Origin of the sequence: Duganella sp., from assembly GCF_039595735.1 — a bacterium.
Classification (GTDB): Bacteria; Pseudomonadota; Gammaproteobacteria; order Burkholderiales; family Burkholderiaceae_D; genus Rugamonas.
The window spans coordinates 469,662-486,577 of sequence record NZ_JBCNLB010000002.1 but is presented as its reverse complement, the minus strand read 5'-3'; the positions used below and the strand labels follow the sequence as shown (position 1 = coordinate 486,577).

Below are 16,916 nucleotides of genomic sequence, written 5' to 3'. Positions count from 1 at the left end.
CTAAAAACAAACAACCAAGGAGAAATCATGTCGCAAGAACTGGTACTGGACGGCCGGCTGGAGTCGGCCAAGAGCACGGCGTGGTGGCTGTATCTCATCCATGCGGTCAGCTTTATCTTCTCGCTGGGGGCATTCTCCATTGTGCCGCTGATTTTCAATTACCTGCAACGGCCCAGCACCGAAGGCACTTTTGTGCATAGCCATCACACCTGGATGATCCGCTCGTTCTGGTGGTACATCGTGCTGGTGGTGGTGGGCGCGGTGTTCTTCATGACGATCATCGGCATCCCCATCGCATGGCTGATCTGGATCGGCGCCTGGCTGTGGAAGGCATATCGCCTGATCGTCGGCGTGACCCGCATCAACCGGAACGATCCGGCGCCAGTTTAAGCGCTTCACGCAGGCCGGCAACGATGACTTCATAGGCTTGCTGCCGGCTTTCCTCATCCCGCGCGCGCAGCACGAATGACGGGTGATAGACCGCGACCACCCAGCGGCCTTCGTGCTGGAACGGCGCATCCATCACGGCGCTCATGGTGGCGCTGCCGTCGCGCATCACCGACTTCAATGCGGTGGCGCCGAGTGCGACCACCACGTCCGGTTTCACGCGCGCCAGTTCTTCCTCCAGCCAGACGTGGCACGCCGAGACTTCGCGCTGCGCGGGCGTCTTGTGCAGGCGGCGTTTGCCGCGCAGTTCCCACTTGAAGTGTTTGACGGCGTTGGTCAGGTAGACGTGGTCGCGCGCCACGCCTGCTTCGGCCAGCGCGCGGTCGAGCACTGCGCCGGCGGGACCGACGAAAGGCAGGCCTTGCAGGTCCTCCTGGTCGCCGGGCTGTTCGCCCACCAGCATGATGCGGGCTTTCCTGGGGCCGACGCCGGGCACGGCTTGCGTGGCGTTGCGCCATAGGTCGCAGCGGCGGCATTGGTCCAGCGTGTCCGGCTCATCACGCTGCGGTTGCGCGCGTTCCGCTGTGACCGCGATGGTGGTGGCGCCGCCGCGGCGGCCGACGGTGCCGGTCTGGCCGGTGCGGCGTTCGCCGTTGGCGGCGCTGCTGATCATGGCCGGCACAATGGCGCCTTCCGGTAGGTTTTTCCAGAAGCGAGATGGGATATGACTGTGCAGCAGGTCGGCATTCAGGCGGGCCGGGTTGAAGATGCTGCGGTAGTAAGTCAGCCAGAGCGCTTCGCCGCTGTCTTCGATGTCGGCAGCGCTGCGCATGCGCGGCCGGGCATCGTGCAGGTGTTGGCCATCCCACAGCACGGTGGCAGTCGGCGTGGCGATCATCCAGGTGGCGCCGCCCATGCGGTTGGCGAAGTGACGGGCGACTTGCGGCAGCACGTCGTGGGTGGGCTCGAACCAGGCGACGAAGCGCGGAGCGCCGGCATGTTCGGGACGTTCGCGGAATCGTACGTAGGCGTGCATATCGTGCTCCTCGCGATGGACGGCTTTGATCATGGCGTGCAGGCGCGCGCCGTCGGGATCGGCGGCAGAGATGACGTCACGCTCACCGAGCTGCCAGCGCCAGACCAGCTTGTAGAGAAAGGCCCAGCGGTCGCTAGTACTGAAACAAGCCGCCGTCGCCAGCATCTCAACGAAACCGCGCGGCAGACGCAGTTCGCTCCCGCCGCCCGGCGGATCGCTGGCGGCAGCGGCGGACGGCAGCGTCGGCACCGAGGCGGCAGCTAGCGAGGCGGTGGCTGGCGAGTCGGCGGCGTGCGACGCGGCGTGGCCCGCAAGCGGCTCGGCCGGAGCCGCGGTCGCTTCGGGGATGGTAAACAGGTCACCCTCATTTTCGTTGCTAGCCCATTCTACGTATTCCGGCGCCACGCGGCGCGCGATTAGGTCGCGGACTGCCGCGCGCCATTCGTCGAACGAGCGCACTATCTTGCGCATCATGCCGCCTGCAGCTCCGGCCACAAATTCATCTGCTGCGGCGCTTCAGCCATCGACCGCCGCAAGTGCTCGGACGGACTCGCATCACGCGCCGGAAAATAGTCCGCCGTGATGATGAACGGCGAAATCTTCTTCATGCTGCACCGCAGCCGCGACAAATCCGCGTACCGAACCTGCCGCAGCCGCCGCAGCTCAACAATCCGCTGCGCATTGCGCAAGCCGATGCCGGGCACGCGCGCAATCATATGCGGCTCCGCACGATTCAGATCCAACGGAAAATGCTCGCGATGCGCCAGCGCCCACGCCAGCTTGGGATCGATATCCAGCGCCAGATTGCCGCCACCGGCCGGCAACAACTCCTGCGCCTGAAAGCCATACCCGCGCATCAGAAAATCCGCCTGGTACAAGCGATGCTCACGCAGCATGGGCGGCGGCGCCAACGGCACACTCTTGGGGCTTTGCGGAATCGGGCTAAACGCCGAGTAGTACACGCGCTTGAGTTTATAGCTGCCGTACAGCGTCTCCGCCGTCGACAAAATCTGCTGATCGTCGCTGGCGTCCGCGCCGACGATCATCTGCGTGCTCTGTCCCGCCGGCGCAAAGCGCGGCGCCTTCGGTTCCTCCGCGCGCTCATCCAGCTTGCGGCGGATGGAACCCATGGCCAGCTTGATGGTGTGGACACTCTTCTCCGGCGCCAGCTTTTGCACGCTGTCCTGCGTCGGCAACTCGATATTCACACTCAGGCGATCCGCGTAGCGCCCCGCCGCAGCAATCAGCGCCGGATCGGCATCCGGTATCGTCTTCAAATGGATGTAGCCACGGAACTGATGCACCTCGCGCAGCTGGCGCGCCACCTGCACCAGTTGCTCCATGGTGTAATCCGCCGACTGGATAATGCCCGAGCTGAGAAACAGCCCATCGATGTAATTGCGAAAATAGAAATCGGTGGTCAGCCTGACCACCTCCGCGACAGAAAAGCGCGCACGGGGCACATTTGAGGTGCGGCGGTTGACGCAATACTGGCAATCGTACAAGCAGTAATTGGTCAACAACACCTTGAGCAGCGACACGCAGCGTCCATCCGGCGTATAGCTGTGACAAATGCCCATGCCGGTGGTGGCGCCAAAGCCCTCCTTGCCCACCGAGTTGCGCTTGGGCGCCCCGCTGCTCGCGCAGGAGGCGTCATATTTGGCCGCATCGGCCAGTATTTCCAGCTTGTCCTTCAACTCCATCGCAGCCCCGATATACTGTGTTTACATACAGTATATCAGCAAATCGGCGCGAAAGAACGCTTAGCGCCGCGGCGCGGACAGCTGCCGTTGCGCCGTCGGCGGTGTGCCGGCGAGGCCGCGCACCGCGTAATGCACTCCCTGCTCATCGAGAGCACTGAGACGGAACACACTCACCAACTGCGTCAACGATGTTGCCTGCTCCTGCAGGCTTTGCGCCGCCGCGGTTCCCTGGTGTACCAGTTGCGCGTTCTGCTGCGTCGCTGCGTCCATCTGCGCGATGGCCTCATTGACTTGCTCAATGCCGCGACTTTGCTCCTTGCCGGCATCCGTGATCTCGGCAATCAGGTCCGTCACCTGCTGCACGCTGGTCACCACGCGCTCCATCGTGGCGCCGGCTTCCACCACCAGCTTGCTGCCTTCATCTACTGTATTGACCGAATTGCCGATCAACTCCTTGATCTCGCGTGCGGCGGCAGCCGAGCGCTGGGCAAGATTGCGTACTTCCGACGCCACTACTGCAAACCCGCGCCCCTGCTCGCCGGCGCGCGCCGCCTCCACGGCGGCGTTCAACGCCAGGATATTGGTCTGGAAAGCGATACCATCGATCACCGCGATGATGTCGGCGATCTTGCGCGACGAGGTGTTGATAGATTCCATCGTCTGCACCACCCGGCCGACCACTTCGCTGCCCGCCTGTGCCACCTGAGAGGCCGAACCAGCAAGCTGATTGGCCTGCGCGGCGGCGTCCGAATTCTGCCGCACAGTCGATGTCAGCTCCTCCACCGAGGCCGCGGTCTCCTCCAGCGAGCCGGCCTGCTGCTCGGTGCGGGCAGATAGATCCAGGTTACCTGCCGCGATCTGGTCCGACGCGGCGGCAATGACCTGGGTTGAGCTGCGCACATCGGTAACGATCCTGGCCAGGCTGTCGCGCATCAGCTTCATGGCGTACAACAGGCTGTGCGTGTCGCCCGCGCGCACCTTGACATCAACCGACAGGTCGCCGGCCGCAATGCGGCTGACGATTTGCGTGGCGTAAGCAGGTTCGCCGCCCAGGCCGCGCGTCAGACGGCGCGTAATCAGCAGCGCCCCGGTGCCGCCCAGCACCACGCTACCGATGATCAGCGCAATAATCAGCGTGCGCGAGGACGAGTAGCGTTGCCGCCCCGCCTCCGCTTCGCTCTTGCCGCCCTCGGCGTAGAAGTTGACCAGTTTGTCCACCAGCCCGCGCATCGAAACAATCAGCTTGTTCGATTCGCCGCGGATCAGTTTCCTGGCCAGTTCCACATCGCCGGCGCGCATGGCGGCACGGATCTTGGCGTCTTCTGCCATATAGCTATCCCATTGCTGGGTAAATTGGCCATATAAGTCTCTTTCTTCAGCTGATGCCATCAGCGCCGCGTATTCGTTTTGCATCTTTTTCAGATCATCCAGATCGGCGGCGATGACTTTGTCGTATTTGTCCATATCGGCCGGATCAGAAGAGATTATGTACTGAAATTCCCGCGTACGAATACGCGCTATTTGCGATTTAACATCTTCAATAACCCTTACGCTCGGTAACCAGCGCGAAGACAGTCGAGTGGATATTTCATTCACTTTTGCCAATTCAAATATCGAAAAAACACCAACAATAATCGTCATCAGTAATACTACGCAAAACGACACCCCTAGCTTGGTACCGATCGATAAGCCATTCCCTTGTTTCATTGCCATCCCTTCACATTCACAAAAACCCAACCACAGAATTTACCATAAACAACTAAAATTAATCTAGAATAATTGTTAGTAAAACTGTCGGGGATAAGAATGCTGGGATCAATGGAATATCATGGAAGAATTGCCCAAGGATGTGCGAGTTTCTCTTGGGGGAATGATTTAAATACAATTTTCGAAATACTCAGCCAGCGTTTCGATGGTTTTAACGACAACGGCTTTTACGCCCATCCTGACGAGGTCGCCCTGCGCCAGGAACTGAAGGAGGTGCCCATCCTGCGCAGGCTAGCGGAACACATCCACGCACTGGACGCACACGGCCTGGTACTGCGCAACCTGGGGTTGAGCGGGTTGCCGGAAGCGCGACGTAACGCCGCGCTGTACGCGCTGACGCTGATGCTGGGCTACCCCACCTCCACCGATCAACGCACCGGCCGCGTGGCGTGGGACGTCAAAGCGCGGCCGCAGACCGGCGACGATGGCCGCTTCGTCACCTTCTCCGAGCGCGTGGGCAGCGCCGACATGCACACCGACTCCTCGTTTTATCCGATGCCGGAAGAACGGTTCGTCCTGTACGTGGTGCGGGCCGCCCGCTGCGATGGCGGCCACTCGGTCCTGATCAGTGCCGATGATCTACATCGCGCCTTGCATCGCACACCGGAGGGCGCCTCGGCCTTTGCCCTGCTAAGCGCTACGCCCGTTCCCTTTCGCGTGCCGGCCGTCTACGCGGCCGGCGATGAGCAGCTCGAGGTCCATGTGGCGCAGGTGTTCACGCCGTCGGGGCTCCAGAATGAGCGGTTCACCATGCGCTGGCGCTACGACTCGATCAAGAAAGGCTTGGCCGCGTGTCCGGACCTGAGCAGCCCGGAGCTGGTGCAGGCGGTGGAAATCGTGCACTGCGTGGCCGAGCAGGAGGCAAGGCGCTACATGGAACAGCTGCCGACCGATACTCTGATGCTGGCCGATAACCACCGCATGCTGCACGGTCGTACCACTTACACAGACGAGCGCCGTCACCTGATCCGTATTCGCATGTCGACGGTGCCCAACGCCGAGCGCGTCGGGCCTTCCGGCGTGGTGCAGGACTGAGCACCCGCCGGGCAAGCCTGAGGATCAGGCCAGTATCAGCTTGAGGGCGTCCACCAGCTTGCCGCACTCCTCGTCCGTACCAATCGAGATACGCAGGAACTGATCGATCCGCGCGGCGGTGAAGTGACGCACCAGAATCGCGCGCTCGCGCAGCGCCTTGGCCAGTTTTGCGCCATCGTGCTGCGGGTGACGGGCAAACACAAAGTTGGCCTGCGAAGGCAGCACCCAAAAGCCCAGCGCCTGCAACTGCGCCGTGAGCCAGGTGCGGCTGGCGATGACCGCGTTCGAGGTCTGCTCGGTGTAGGCCACGTCATCCAGCGCCGCAACGGCGCCGGCCTGCTGCACCTGCCCCAGCGGATAGCAATTAAAGCTGTTCTTCACGCGCTCCAGGCCTGCGATCAAATCCGGATGGCCGACCGCAAAACCCACGCGCAGGCCAGCCAGCGAGCGCGATTTGGACAACGTCTGGATCACCAGCAGATTATGGTAGCGGCCCAGCAGCGCCGCAGCGCTCTGGCCGCCGAAGTCGACATACGCCTCATCGATCACCACCGCCTGATCCGGGTGCGCAGCCACCAGCGCTTCGATCTCCGACAGCGGCAGACCGATGCCGGTCGGCGCATTTGGATTGGCGATGATGATGGCGCCGCACGGACGGTTGTAGTCCGCGATATCGATCTCGAAATGTTCGTTGAGCGGGATCTGCACGCACTCGATGCCATACAGGCTGCAGTAAGTCGGATAGAAGCTGTAGCTGATATCGGGTGCCAGCAATGGCAAGTCATGCTTGAGCAAAGCGTGGAAAGTATGGGCCAGCACCTCGTCCGAGCTGTTGCCAACGAAGACCTGCTCGCGCGCCAGGCCGAAGCGGCGCGCCACCGCATCCTTCACCGCCGCGTTGGACGGATCGGAATACTTGCGCAGGCTGTCGCCCGCTGCCGCCTGCATCGCGGCGATCGCCCTGGGCGACGGCCCGTATGGATTCTCGTTGGTGTTCAGCTTCACCAGGCCAGGCATCTGCACCTGCTCACCCGGCGTGTATGGCGTCAGGCCGTGTACGACTTTACTCCAGAACTTACTCATTCAATTCCCCAAATGCTTGCTCAATATCTGCGATCAAATCCTGCACGTCTTCCAGGCCGACGTTGAAGCGGACCAGCGTGCCCTTGCCCTGCCAGTTCTTGCGCATGTGCTGTATGCGGTATGGCATGACCAGGCTATTCGCGCCGCCCCAGCTATAGCCGATCTTGAACAGCTTGAGCGTATCGACAAAACGGTCCGTCTGCTCTTCCGTATAACGCTCATCGAAGATGACCGAGAACAGGCCGCCGGCGCCGCTGAAGTCGCGCTTCCACACTTCATGGCCGGGGCAATCCGGGAAGGCGGGATGCAGGACTTTGGTGATTTCAGGCCGCGCTTGCAGCCATGCGGCCAGCTTGCGTGCCGCCGCGTCGTGGGCGTCAAACCGCAAGCGCATAGTCGGCAGGCCGCGCGACACCAAATAGGCATCGTCCGCCCCCACGCCCATGCCGAGGCGCATGTGCGCAAGGCTGATGCGGTCGTGCAGGTCGCGGTCGCGCGTGATCACAGCCCCCATCAGCACATCCGAGCCGCCGGACTGGTACTTGGTCAGCGCCTGCATGATAATGTCGACGCCGAGGTCAAAGCCGCGCAGCGCCAGACCGGCCGACCAGGTATTATCCAATGCCACCAGCACGCCGCGCTCGTGCGCCGCCTTGCAGATGGCCGGCAGGTCCGGCACTTCCATCGACACCGAACCCGGCGCCTCGGTCCAGATCAATTTGGTATTCGGCTGAATCAGCGCCCCAATCCCGTCCCCGATCAGCGGATCGTAGTAGCGCGCGGTGATGCCGTAATCGGCCGACAGCCAGCGCCCCAGTTCACGATTGGGGTTGTAGACGTTATCCGGCAGCAGCACATCATCACCGGATTTGAGCAACGCAAAGTCCACCATGGCGATGGCCGCCAGACCGCTCGGCGCCAGCAGACAATGCTTGCCGTCTTCGATTTCAGCCAGCCGCGCTTCCAGCGTGAAGGTGGTCGGCGTGCCATGCAGGCCGTAGGTATAGGCGTTCTTCTCTTTCCAATCGCCCGAGCGCATGGCAGCCACGTTCTTGAACAGCACCGTGGAAGCGTGGTGAATCGCACTCGGAAAAGCGGCAAAGCCCTCCGGCGCCTGATAATCCGTGTGGATCAGCGCCGTCTGCGGAGATTTTTTCACGCTCATCGCATATTGCCGGTGTGGCCCAGCGAGTAGCGGCCCGGCTGCGGCCATACCGTCAGACCGTGCGGCTCCTGGCCGACCTTGATTTTCCTGACGTCGCCGTTGGCGGTGTCGATGCGATAGACCACATCGTCAAAACGGCCCGACAGCCACAGATACTTGCCATCCGCGCTGACGTTGCCCATGTCCGGGCTGCCGCCGCCAGGAATCGGCCACTGCGCCACCACTTTTTCGGTCGCGAAGTCGATCACCGTCACGCGGCCCTTGCCTTTCGGTTTGCCGTGGATGTTGTGCGTGCCGCGATTGGCCACATACAGCTTGGTGCCGTCGCGGCTTGGATACAGGCCGTGCGCGCCGACGCCGGTCGGGATGAAGCCAACCTTGGTGAACGACGCCGCGTCAACAATGTGCACACCGTCGGCATCCATGTCGGCGATGTAGTAGCGCTTGCCGTCCGGCGAAACGCGGATATCCTGCGGCATGCCCTTCTTCTTGCTGCACACCTCATTCGCCAGCAGTTGATCGATCGGGTCTTTTTCCGAGAAGCGCGTGGCTGGCATGGACAGCTTCAGATAGCCTTCCACCTTGCGCGTGGCCAGGTCGATGCGCGCCACCGAACCGGCGAATTCGCAGGTGAACATGGCGTAGCGGCCGTCCGGCGAAAAGTCGGCGTGGTTGATGCCGCCGCATTGCGGCACGTCGATCGAATACTGCATCTGCATGGTCTTAGGATCGCGGAAGTCCAGGCGGTGCAAGGCTTCCGCCACCACGATGGCCGATTTGCCGTCCGGCGAGAAGTACATATTGTATGGATCGTCCACCGCAACCTGCGTGCCTGGCTTACCGGTCTTCGGATCGATCGGCGTCAGGCTGCCCTTGTTGGTGCGCTCGGCGTTATTCGCCACCCACAGCGATTGCATGTCCCAAGCCGGCACCACGTGCTGAGGGCCGACGCCGACCTTGAACTTGTCCACCACCTTCAGCGTTTCCGGATCGATCACGTAGACGTCATTCGAACGCAGATTAGGCACATACACGCGCGGCAGGTGGTCGCGCAAGGCCGGGCTCAGATTGGCCGGGCTGATGCCGGCGTACACATTGGCGGGCGCCGCAGCCGCCGGCGCCGCAGCAGCGGCAGGCGCGGACGACGATTGTGCGGCAGCCAGCAGGCTGCCCGTGGCGATCAAACCGGCGGCGGCCAGCGCCGCATAAACGAGATGATGGGTCTTCATTTGGAGTCTTTATGAGAAGTGGACGGCGCGCCGTGCGCCGCAAATTCGGAAATAGCCGCAACCGAGGTATCGACAATGCGCTGCACGCCCAGCTTGCCCAATTCCGCCGTGGCGCGGCGCGCGTCACCGCGCACGCCGTCGTTCACGGTGGGAGACGGGCCGCGCGCCAACGCTTCGCTGCGCACCAGCGATTTATCCGTGGCCAGCATCAGCGCTGCGTCGGCCAGACCGGCGTGCAGGCCGATCTCGGCCTTGCTGTAACCGCGCTTTTCAAGATCGGCAATATAAGGTTCCTGCGTGACGTCGTAGTAAGCCAGCAGCGCCAATGCGCCGGCCTTGCCGTCCTTGCCCCAGGCCTTGTTCAGGCGCTGCGCCACGCGGGTCTCGCTTTTCTGGTAACCGCCATGGTCGCCGATCAGAACGATGTGGCGGAAGCCGTGCTGGCGCAGGCTCTGGCCGGCCGAGAACAGCAAATCTTCAAAGGTGGTTTCAGGGATGGACAAGGTGCCGGCGAACTTCATATGACCGGCCGGCGGCGTGATGCTGCCCTCGGGGACATACGACACCACCGGCGCCACCACCGCATTGCCCAGTTTTTGCGCGATCATCCGCGCCAGCACGGTGGCGCGCACATTGTGCTTGCCCAGCGCGATGTACGGGCCGCTCTGCTCGGTGCCGCCGATGGGAATAATCGCCGTGGTGGCGCCACCATCGATGCGCGCACGCAGTTCGGTGCTTGTCATTTCTTCCAGCATGACCGGCACTTCGGCGCGGGCGGCGGAGGCCATCAACATGCAAGCGGCAAGCGCCGCCAGGAATTTCAAGTCAGGCATAAGCTCATCTAACAAAAAAGGCGGACCGCCGTTACGCTGGTCCGCCTTTATTATAGTAGACGAATGGCTTAAAGTGCCTCTCCCCACAAGTCATGGGCGTCCGATGTCGTGATTTTGACATCAACGAACTGGCCGACCACCAGTTTCTTGTGCGGTTCGAACGGCGGCTTGACGTAAACCACGCCATCGATTTCCGGCGCATCGGCAGCCGAGCGGCCCACGCCGCCGGTTCGATTGACTTCATCGATCAGCACACGCACGGTTTTACCGACTTTCGCTTTCAGGCGCGCTTTCGAGATTTCCTCCTGCAGCAGCATCACGCGGCCGCGGCGCTCTTCGCGCACTTCTTCCGGCACCGGATTCGCCAGTTCGTTGGCGGTGGCGCCTTCCACCGGCGAGTAGGCGAAGCAGCCCAGGCGGTCGATCTGCGCTTCCTTCAGGAAGTCCAGCAGGTATTCGAATTCCGCCTCGGTCTCGCCCGGGAAGCCGGCGATGAAGGTCGAGCGGATGGTCAGGTCCGGATTCATCTTGCGCCATGCCAGGATGCGGTCCAGGTTTTTCTCGCCGCTGGCCGGACGCTTCATGCGCTTCAGCACCTCAGGGTGCGCGTGCTGCATCGGGATGTCCAGGTACGGCAGGATATGCTCGCCCATCAGCGGGATCACCTGATCGACGTGCGGGTAAGGATAAACGTAGTGCGCGCGCACCCAGGCGCCGTAGGACTTGGCCAGTTCGCCCAGCGCTTCCATCAGCTGCGTCATGTGGGTCTTGATCGGACGGCCGTTCCAGAAACCGGTGCGGAACTTGACGTCCACGCCGTAGGCCGAGGTATCCTGCGAGATCACAAGCAGCTCTTTCACGCCCGACTTGAACAGGTTTTCCGCTTCCAGCAGCAGTTCACCGATAGGACGCGACACCAGATCGCCGCGCATCGACGGGATGATGCAGAACGAGCAGCGGTGGTTGCAGCCTTCCGAGATTTTCAGGTAGGCGTAGTGCTTCGGCGTCAGCTTGATGCCCTGCGGCGGAATCAGGTCGATAAATGGCTCGTGCGGTTTCGGCAGGTGCTGGTGCACCGAGTCCATCACCTCGCCCAGCGCGTGCGGGCCAGTCACGGCCAGCACCTTCGGGTGCACCTTGGTGATCAGGTCCGAACCGTCGGTGTCCTTCTTGGCGCCCAGGCAGCCGGTCACAATCACCTTGCCGTTTTCGGCCAGCGCTTCGCCGATGGCGTCCAGCGATTCCTGCACCGCGGCGTCGATGAAGCCGCAGGTATTGACGATCACCAGATCGGCGCCGTCGTAGGATTTGGCGGTCTCGTAACCCTCTGCGCGCAGCTGGGTCAGGATCTGTTCGGAGTCGACCAGCGCTTTAGGGCAGCCGAGCGATACAAAGCCCACTTTAGGCGCTGGCGCGCCGGCGGCTGGCTTGGGAAGACGAGAGAGTGGTTGCGATTGCATGATGGTTGCTTAAAACGTCACAAGAATTACGAGCAATCGACGATTATACCATGTTAGGATAACGATTTAGCGCCCATCGTTCATAGGAGATTGTGTGGCAACACTGAAAGACGTCGCAATGCTCGCCGGTGTAGGCATGTCGACAGCATCGCGCGCCATTTCAGGCGCCGGCCCGGTATCGGCCGAGGCGATGAAAAAAGTACAAGCCGCCATCGAACAGCTGAATTTCCGCCCTTCTTCCATCGGCCGCTCGCTGTCCGCGCAGTCGCTGGGCATGATCGGCATCTTCGCGCCCTCCTTCTTCGGCGCCTACTACGGCACCATCCTCAAGCAGACCGACATCGAACTGCGCGCCATGCGCCGCCACGTGGTGGTGGCCACCGGCTGCGGCGACGGCACGCCGCGCGAGGAAGCGATTGAAGCGGTCAAATTCCTGATCGGCCGCGATTGCGACGGCATCGTGGTGCTGGGCCACGACCTGCTGGACGAAGACATGCAGATGCTGCACAAGATGCATCCCAAGATGGCCTTCCTCAACCGCCGCAGCGCCGCACTGGAAACCTCGTCGTTCTGCCCCGACCATTACCACGGCGGCGAACTGGCCGCGCGCACCCTGCTGGACGCCGGCCACCGCCAGCTGGCGGTGATCTCCGGCCCCACTGGCACCTCGGACAACGAGGAGCGTCTGCGCGGCTTCTTTGACGAACTGGCGCGCCAGGGGATTCAGCGCGATGCGGTGCGGCTGATCCCATCGGACTTTTCGCGGGAAGGCGGCTTTGGCGCCACCCAGCAGTTGCTGAATGAAGGCCGTCATTTCACCGCCCTGTTTTGCGCCAACGATGAAATGGCGATCGGCTCCATGTCCTGCTTCCACCGCGCCGGCATCAATGTCCCGAAGGACGTATCCATCATCGGTTACGACGATGACTACTCGGCAGAATTCTCGTCGCCGGGCCTGACCTCGGTGCACATCCCGATGCAGCAGCTGACGCAGAACGCCGTACGCTGGCTGCTGAACATCTGCTACGGCACCCAGCACGAAATCTCGCGCGAGTTTCCGGTGACGGTGACCATGCGCGGTTCGGTGGCGGCGCCCAGGTAAGCGTCAGTCGGCGCCGCTCAGCCACTCCTCGATGGCGGCGCCGGAAATCGGCCGGCTGTACAGATAGCCCTGCCCCTTGTCACAGCCCTGCGCCGACACCACGGCTGCCTGCTGCGGCGTTTCGATGCCCTCGGCCACCGTGTTCATGCCCAGGCTGCGCGCCACCTTCACCGTGGCTTCGATCAATACTTCATGATGGCGGCTGCTGGCGGCCAGCGTGATGAAGGAGCGGTCGATCTTGACCGTGTCCACCGGCAGCAGGTGCAGGCTGGATAGCGAAGAGTAGCCGGTGCCGAAATCATCCAGCGCCAGTTTTACGCCCAGCGCCTTCAAGCCCAGTAACTGCCGCTGAATATCCGTGCCCTGGGCCGCCAGGCTTTCCGTGATCTCCAGTTGCAGGCTGCCCGGCCCCATGCCGTGAGCGGCCATGATGGCCCCGACCCGCTCGCACAACCCGGGCTGGTTCAGCTGCGCGCGCGACAGATTGACCGCCAGCAGGCGCGGCGCGCCTGCGCCGAGCTGCTTGCGCCAGCGGGCGAAATCGGCGCACGCCATCTCCAGCACTTGTTCACCGATCGCGCCGATCAAGCCGCAGTCCTCGGCAATACCGATGAACTCTGTCGGCCCGACCACGCCGCGTACCGGATGACGCCAGCGCACCAGCGCCTCCACGCCGGCGGCGCGGTCGATCCGGCCGTCCTCCAGCAGTCCCACCACCGGCTGATACACCGTGAACAATTCGCCGCGCTCGATGGCGTTGCGCAGATCCGTCTGCAGGCCGCCGCGCAGGACCGCCTGTTCGCGCATCTGACGCGCAAACACGGCAAACTGGTTGCCGCCTTCCGCCTTGGCCGCCCGCATGGCGATGGCAGCGTCGCGCAGCACATCGTCGGCCTGCTGCGCCCCCTCCTCCAGCACCACGATGCCGATGCTGAAAGTGCACGTCAGCTCATGGGCGCCGACCTGGAACGGCAGGCTTAAACGGTCCAGCAGGCGCGCCGCGATGCGCTCGGCGGTATCTTGCTGCGGCAGGCAGTCCAGCAGCAGCGCGAACTCGTCGCCGCCCACGCGCGCCGCCACCTCGGTGGGATTCGCCTGTCCGGGCGGGCGGCCGGCGGAGCGCACCGTGGTACGCAGGCGCTCCGCCACCAGCACCATCACCTGATCGCCCACCTCGTTTCCGAAGGTGTCGTTGATTTGCTTGAAACGATCGACATTGATGAACAGGACCGCGCAATGATCGCCTTCGGCGGACCGCGCGCGCTGCGCCATGCCCTGCAACAGTTCCAGCGCGCGGCCGCGGTTGGCCAGTTGCGTCAGCAGGTCCAGCCGCGCGGCGCTGGCCAGCCGGCTGGCCAGCACGCGCTGTTCGCGCATGACCTCATGGGTGGCATCCAGCAGCACCGCCATCAGGCGTTGCGCGTCGACCTTCAGCAGGCCAAGCGACAGCACCGCCGGGCCTTTATCGGCGCCGGCCGACAATACAATGCGTCGGCCTTCGCAAATCAGGCCATGCTCGTGCGGGAAATCTGCGCTCAGCTGCGCCAGATCCGGCGCGTGCGGCTGCAGCACCTTGAACAGGTTATGCAGGTCGCCGTCCGGCGCCAGTGGCATCAGCAGCTGCGACGCCATGGGATTCAGCATTTCGATCTCGCCGTCCTGCCGCAGCTGCATCAATGCCACCGGCGCACGGTACAGGAACTGGATCAGGGTTTCGTAAGCGTGGTCCGCGTCTGTACTCATCCAAAACTCCCATCAGTCTTGCCAGCTTGCGACCTGATTGCGCCCGCGCCGCTTGGCCTGGTACAAGGCCTGATCGGCGCGCGCCAGCAGGCTTTCGAAGCCTGGCGTGCTGTCGTCCATTACCGCCACGCCCAGGCTCACCGTGCAGGGAATGCGCTGACGCTGGTACAGCACGGGACTGCGCTGCACCTGCGCGCGCAGACGTTCGGCCACCGCCAGCGCATCCTCCAGCCCCACCGATGGCAGCAGCATGGCAAATTCCTCGCCGCCGATGCGGGCCAGCACATCCACCTCGCGGCACACGGCGCGCATGGTGGCCGCCAGCCGGCACAGCACCGCATCGCCGGCCGGATGGCCGTAGTTGTCGTTGATGGCCTTGAAATGATCGGCATCCAGCATGATCAGCGAGATCGGTCGCGGCATCTTTTTGTTGCGCGCCAGTTCCAGCTCGGCCGATTCGAAGAACGCGCGCCGGTTGGAAAGTCCGGTCAGGTGGTCGCAATACGCGGCCTGGCGCAGGCTCTGGCTGATCTCGCGCTTGTCGGAGATGTCGCGGATGATCATGCAGTACGCCGGTTCGCCGCTGTCCTCATTCAGCCGCCCGGGCAGCGGCGCAATCAGCGCGCTGGCCCAGAACTGGCTGCCGTCGGCGCGCCGGCGCATGCCTTCGTCGAGCGACCAGCCGTTGTCGTCGGCCTCGCGCAGGCGATCCAGTTGCTGCATCGGCGTGGTGGCGTCGTCCGGATAGAACAGCGCATACGGCTGGCCCACAGCGTCCTGGCCGTGGCCGGTGACGCGGCCGATGCTGTCGTTCCAGGCGGCGACACGGCCGCGCTGATCCAAGCTGACCAAGGCGTAATCCGCGATATTGGTCATGATGGCGTGCAGCCAGGCGTCAGTATTGCGCAGCTGGCGTTCGCGCCGGTCCTGCTCCGTGACGTCGCTCAGCACCGCCATCAGGCGCGTGGGGTCCAGCTTCAGCATGCTCAGTGACAGCACTTGCGGTCCCTGGCCAGCCTGGTCGCCATACAGGTAGAGGCGGATGGCGTCGCAAATCTGGCCGCTGTCGGCCGCATAGGCCGCGCACATCTGCCGCAAGTCCGGCGCCACCGGCGCCAGCGCGTCGAACAGATTGGTCAACTCGCCCTCGCGGCTGAGCGGCATCATCAACTGGGCCGAGAGTGGATTGAGCATCAGGATGCCGCCGTCCGTTGCCAGCTGCACCAGGCCCACCGGCGCCATGTACAGGAACTGCAGCAGCGCCTCATACTCGTCCACATCCGGGGCTGCAATCACGGCACTCATAGACGATGCACCAGCACGTAGGACAGCCCCGCTCCCGGTTCCGCCAGCAGCCGCAGTTGCACCTTGGTCGGCCGCATGCGCAGCGTCAGCACATAGTTGATGGTCTCGTCGAGCGCCACGCCGGCTTCGCGCGCGTCGATGAAGCGCTGTGCCACCAGGTAGTTGTTCATGCACGGCGCCACCACCGTGAACAAATCCTGCTCCAGCACGCGCTCGGGGCGCAGTCCGGCCGCCTGCGATTCAAAGGCGTTGTAGCGCCGCACGCGGTCCTGTTGGTCAAAGGCGATCACGCCAAAGCCCAGCGTATCGAGCGTGGCGTCATCCATGTTCGCCAGCAGTGCGGCGATTCCAGGCTGATCAAATTTCATCATCCCTCCTTAACGAAAACCTTCAAACGACACTTTCAACATGTGCCGCACGATGTCGTCGGGCGCCATCTTGCTGAAGTTCTGCAAATACTCCACCGCCGGATCGCAGGTGCGCGCGTAGTAGCTGAACAGGATGACGTCGGTCGGCAGGTCGCGGTTCAGCAAGCCCTGCTCCTGGCCCTGTTTGACCAGCGCTTCCAGCTGGCGGTTCAGCTTGAGCACCTTCATCATGTACTTCAGGTTACGCATCAACATATCGCGCACATGCGGGCTGGTGGAGGGCAGGAACGGCAGGCCGCCCTCCAGCCGCACCCGCAGCGCCCATTCCAGCAGCGCCGCCAGCTTCTCCACCGGTCCGAGCGCCGCATCCAGCCCGGCCACGTAATCAAGTGCCCCGTCCAGCAGGCGGATCAGCGCTTCGCCGACCAATTCCTCCTTCGACTTGAAGTGCTTGTACAGGCTGGGCTTGGAAATGCCAACCGCGCCGGCGACATCGTCCATGGTCATCAAATCGTAGCCCTTGTTGCTCAGCACAGCAGTCGCGGCATCCAGGATCGCACTCTCGCGTAGCTTAAATGCTTGATTTTTAAAGCTAAGTTTTGGAAAAATACTCATCGGTAAATTTTCGCTACTGATTAGTAGCTTTTCTGATTTGTCGGTAGTAATATTAGCACATCAGTTAAACAGACCCATCATCCCC

15 protein-coding genes are annotated in these 16,916 nt (G+C 62.8%); 3 read left to right on the top strand and 12 right to left on the bottom strand.

Features of this window, described 5'->3' with window-relative positions; all coding sequences use genetic code 11:
- Positions 1–27: 27 nt before the first annotated feature.
- Positions 28–390, top strand: a complete 363-nt coding sequence (locus ABDW57_RS07260) for a hypothetical protein (RefSeq protein ID WP_343729533.1) — start codon at positions 28–30, stop codon at positions 388–390.
- On the opposite strand, the gene ABDW57_RS07255 is transcribed toward ABDW57_RS07260, so the two are convergent.
- The 3 genes from ABDW57_RS07255 to ABDW57_RS07245 are packed head-to-tail and all read right to left on the bottom strand — an operon-like array spanning position 362 to position 4,833.
- A complete protein-coding gene (locus tag ABDW57_RS07255) occupies positions 362–1,897 on the bottom strand; it encodes a UdgX family uracil-DNA binding protein (protein WP_343729532.1) in 1,536 nt (511 codons plus the stop codon). The genes ABDW57_RS07260 and ABDW57_RS07255 overlap by 29 nt on opposite strands.
- Positions 1,894–3,126 (bottom strand): putative DNA modification/repair radical SAM protein, encoded by a 1,233-nt coding sequence (locus tag ABDW57_RS07250; protein ID WP_343729531.1) that lies wholly within the window; start codon positions 3,124–3,126, stop codon positions 1,894–1,896. The genes ABDW57_RS07255 and ABDW57_RS07250 overlap by 4 nt, the downstream gene beginning before the upstream one ends.
- A 60-nt stretch (positions 3,127–3,186) precedes the next feature.
- Positions 3,187–4,833 carry a methyl-accepting chemotaxis protein gene (locus ABDW57_RS07245; RefSeq protein ID WP_343729530.1) on the bottom strand — a complete coding sequence of 549 codons (1,647 nt, stop codon included), beginning with the start codon at positions 4,831–4,833 and terminating at the stop codon, positions 3,187–3,189.
- 99 nt (positions 4,834–4,932) lie between these two features.
- Here ABDW57_RS07245 and ABDW57_RS07240 point away from each other — a divergent pair, with 99 nt between their 5' ends.
- A complete protein-coding gene (locus ABDW57_RS07240; protein WP_343729529.1) occupies positions 4,933–5,928 on the top strand; it encodes a TauD/TfdA family dioxygenase in 996 nt (331 codons plus the stop codon).
- A gap of 24 nt (positions 5,929–5,952) precedes the next feature.
- Here the strand turns inward: ABDW57_RS07240 and hisC are convergent, their stop codons facing one another.
- From hisC to rimO, 5 genes are all read right to left on the bottom strand, one after another.
- Positions 5,953–7,011 carry a histidinol-phosphate transaminase gene (hisC, locus tag ABDW57_RS07235; protein WP_343729528.1) on the bottom strand — a complete coding sequence of 353 codons (1,059 nt, stop codon included), beginning with the start codon at positions 7,009–7,011 and terminating at the stop codon, positions 5,953–5,955.
- Complete coding sequence (locus ABDW57_RS07230) at positions 7,004–8,176, bottom strand: cystathionine beta-lyase (protein WP_343729527.1); 1,173 nt, start codon at positions 8,174–8,176, stop codon at positions 7,004–7,006. Before ABDW57_RS07230 ends, hisC begins: the two co-directional genes overlap by 8 nt.
- Positions 8,173–9,405, bottom strand: coding sequence for a YncE family protein (locus tag ABDW57_RS07225; protein WP_343729526.1), 1,233 nt, complete (start codon positions 9,403–9,405; stop codon positions 8,173–8,175). Before ABDW57_RS07225 ends, ABDW57_RS07230 begins: the two co-directional genes overlap by 4 nt.
- Positions 9,402–10,238 carry a creatininase family protein gene (locus tag ABDW57_RS07220; protein ID WP_343729525.1) on the bottom strand — a complete coding sequence of 279 codons (837 nt, stop codon included), beginning with the start codon at positions 10,236–10,238 and terminating at the stop codon, positions 9,402–9,404. The genes ABDW57_RS07225 and ABDW57_RS07220 overlap by 4 nt, the downstream gene beginning before the upstream one ends.
- 68 nt (positions 10,239–10,306) lie before the next feature.
- The gene (gene rimO / locus ABDW57_RS07215; protein ID WP_343729524.1) at positions 10,307–11,698 is read right to left on the bottom strand and encodes a 30S ribosomal protein S12 methylthiotransferase RimO; all 1,392 of its coding nucleotides are present in this window, start codon (positions 11,696–11,698) and stop codon (positions 10,307–10,309) included.
- Between the two features lie 94 nt (positions 11,699–11,792).
- Here rimO and ABDW57_RS07210 point away from each other — a divergent pair, with 94 nt between their 5' ends.
- Positions 11,793–12,800 carry a LacI family DNA-binding transcriptional regulator gene (locus ABDW57_RS07210; RefSeq protein WP_343729523.1) on the top strand — a complete coding sequence of 336 codons (1,008 nt, stop codon included), beginning with the start codon at positions 11,793–11,795 and terminating at the stop codon, positions 12,798–12,800.
- 3 nt (positions 12,801–12,803) lie between these two features.
- On the opposite strand, the gene ABDW57_RS07205 is transcribed toward ABDW57_RS07210, so the two are convergent.
- From ABDW57_RS07205 to ABDW57_RS07190, 4 genes are read right to left on the bottom strand one after another with little or no spacing between them, the layout of a single operon-like run.
- Positions 12,804–14,543: a bifunctional diguanylate cyclase/phosphodiesterase gene (locus tag ABDW57_RS07205; RefSeq protein WP_343729522.1), complete on the bottom strand. Its 1,740-nt coding sequence runs from the start codon at positions 14,541–14,543 to the stop codon at positions 12,804–12,806.
- A gap of 12 nt (positions 14,544–14,555) precedes the next feature.
- Positions 14,556–15,848: a diguanylate cyclase gene (locus ABDW57_RS07200; protein ID WP_343729521.1), complete on the bottom strand. Its 1,293-nt coding sequence runs from the start codon at positions 15,846–15,848 to the stop codon at positions 14,556–14,558.
- Positions 15,845–16,219: a phosphonate transporter gene (locus ABDW57_RS07195; protein WP_343729520.1), complete on the bottom strand. Its 375-nt coding sequence runs from the start codon at positions 16,217–16,219 to the stop codon at positions 15,845–15,847. The genes ABDW57_RS07200 and ABDW57_RS07195 overlap by 4 nt, the downstream gene beginning before the upstream one ends.
- A 6-nt stretch (positions 16,220–16,225) precedes the next feature.
- The gene (locus ABDW57_RS07190) at positions 16,226–16,831 is read right to left on the bottom strand and encodes a helix-turn-helix domain-containing protein (protein WP_343729519.1); all 606 of its coding nucleotides are present in this window, start codon (positions 16,829–16,831) and stop codon (positions 16,226–16,228) included.
- Between the last annotated feature and the right edge of the window lie 85 nt (positions 16,832–16,916).

What these genes read in the sequence shown, in the direction of transcription:
- ABDW57_RS07260 (WP_343729533.1), top strand. Translation starts at nt 28, where the DNA reads ATGTCGCAAGAACTGGTACTGGACGGCCGGCTGGAGTCGGCCAAGAGC.
- ABDW57_RS07255 (WP_343729532.1), bottom strand. Translation starts at nt 1,897, where the DNA reads ATGATGCGCAAGATAGTGCGCTCGTTCGACGAATGGCGCGCGGCAGTC.
- ABDW57_RS07250 (WP_343729531.1), bottom strand. Translation starts at nt 3,126, where the DNA reads ATGGAGTTGAAGGACAAGCTGGAAATACTGGCCGATGCGGCCAAATAT.
- ABDW57_RS07245 (WP_343729530.1), bottom strand. Translation starts at nt 4,833, where the DNA reads ATGAAACAAGGGAATGGCTTATCGATCGGTACCAAGCTAGGGGTGTCG.
- ABDW57_RS07240 (WP_343729529.1), top strand. Translation starts at nt 4,933, where the DNA reads ATGCTGGGATCAATGGAATATCATGGAAGAATTGCCCAAGGATGTGCG.
- hisC (WP_343729528.1), bottom strand. Translation starts at nt 7,011, where the DNA reads ATGAGTAAGTTCTGGAGTAAAGTCGTACACGGCCTGACGCCATACACG.
- ABDW57_RS07230 (WP_343729527.1), bottom strand. Translation starts at nt 8,176, where the DNA reads ATGAGCGTGAAAAAATCTCCGCAGACGGCGCTGATCCACACGGATTAT.
- ABDW57_RS07225 (WP_343729526.1), bottom strand. Translation starts at nt 9,405, where the DNA reads ATGAAGACCCATCATCTCGTTTATGCGGCGCTGGCCGCCGCCGGTTTG.
- ABDW57_RS07220 (WP_343729525.1), bottom strand. Translation starts at nt 10,238, where the DNA reads ATGCCTGACTTGAAATTCCTGGCGGCGCTTGCCGCTTGCATGTTGATG.
- rimO (WP_343729524.1), bottom strand. Translation starts at nt 11,698, where the DNA reads ATGCAATCGCAACCACTCTCTCGTCTTCCCAAGCCAGCCGCCGGCGCG.
- ABDW57_RS07205 (WP_343729522.1), bottom strand. Translation starts at nt 14,543, where the DNA reads ATGAGTACAGACGCGGACCACGCTTACGAAACCCTGATCCAGTTCCTG.
- ABDW57_RS07200 (WP_343729521.1), bottom strand. Translation starts at nt 15,848, where the DNA reads ATGAGTGCCGTGATTGCAGCCCCGGATGTGGACGAGTATGAGGCGCTG.
- ABDW57_RS07195 (WP_343729520.1), bottom strand. Translation starts at nt 16,219, where the DNA reads ATGATGAAATTTGATCAGCCTGGAATCGCCGCACTGCTGGCGAACATG.
- ABDW57_RS07190 (WP_343729519.1), bottom strand. Translation starts at nt 16,831, where the DNA reads ATGAGTATTTTTCCAAAACTTAGCTTTAAAAATCAAGCATTTAAGCTA.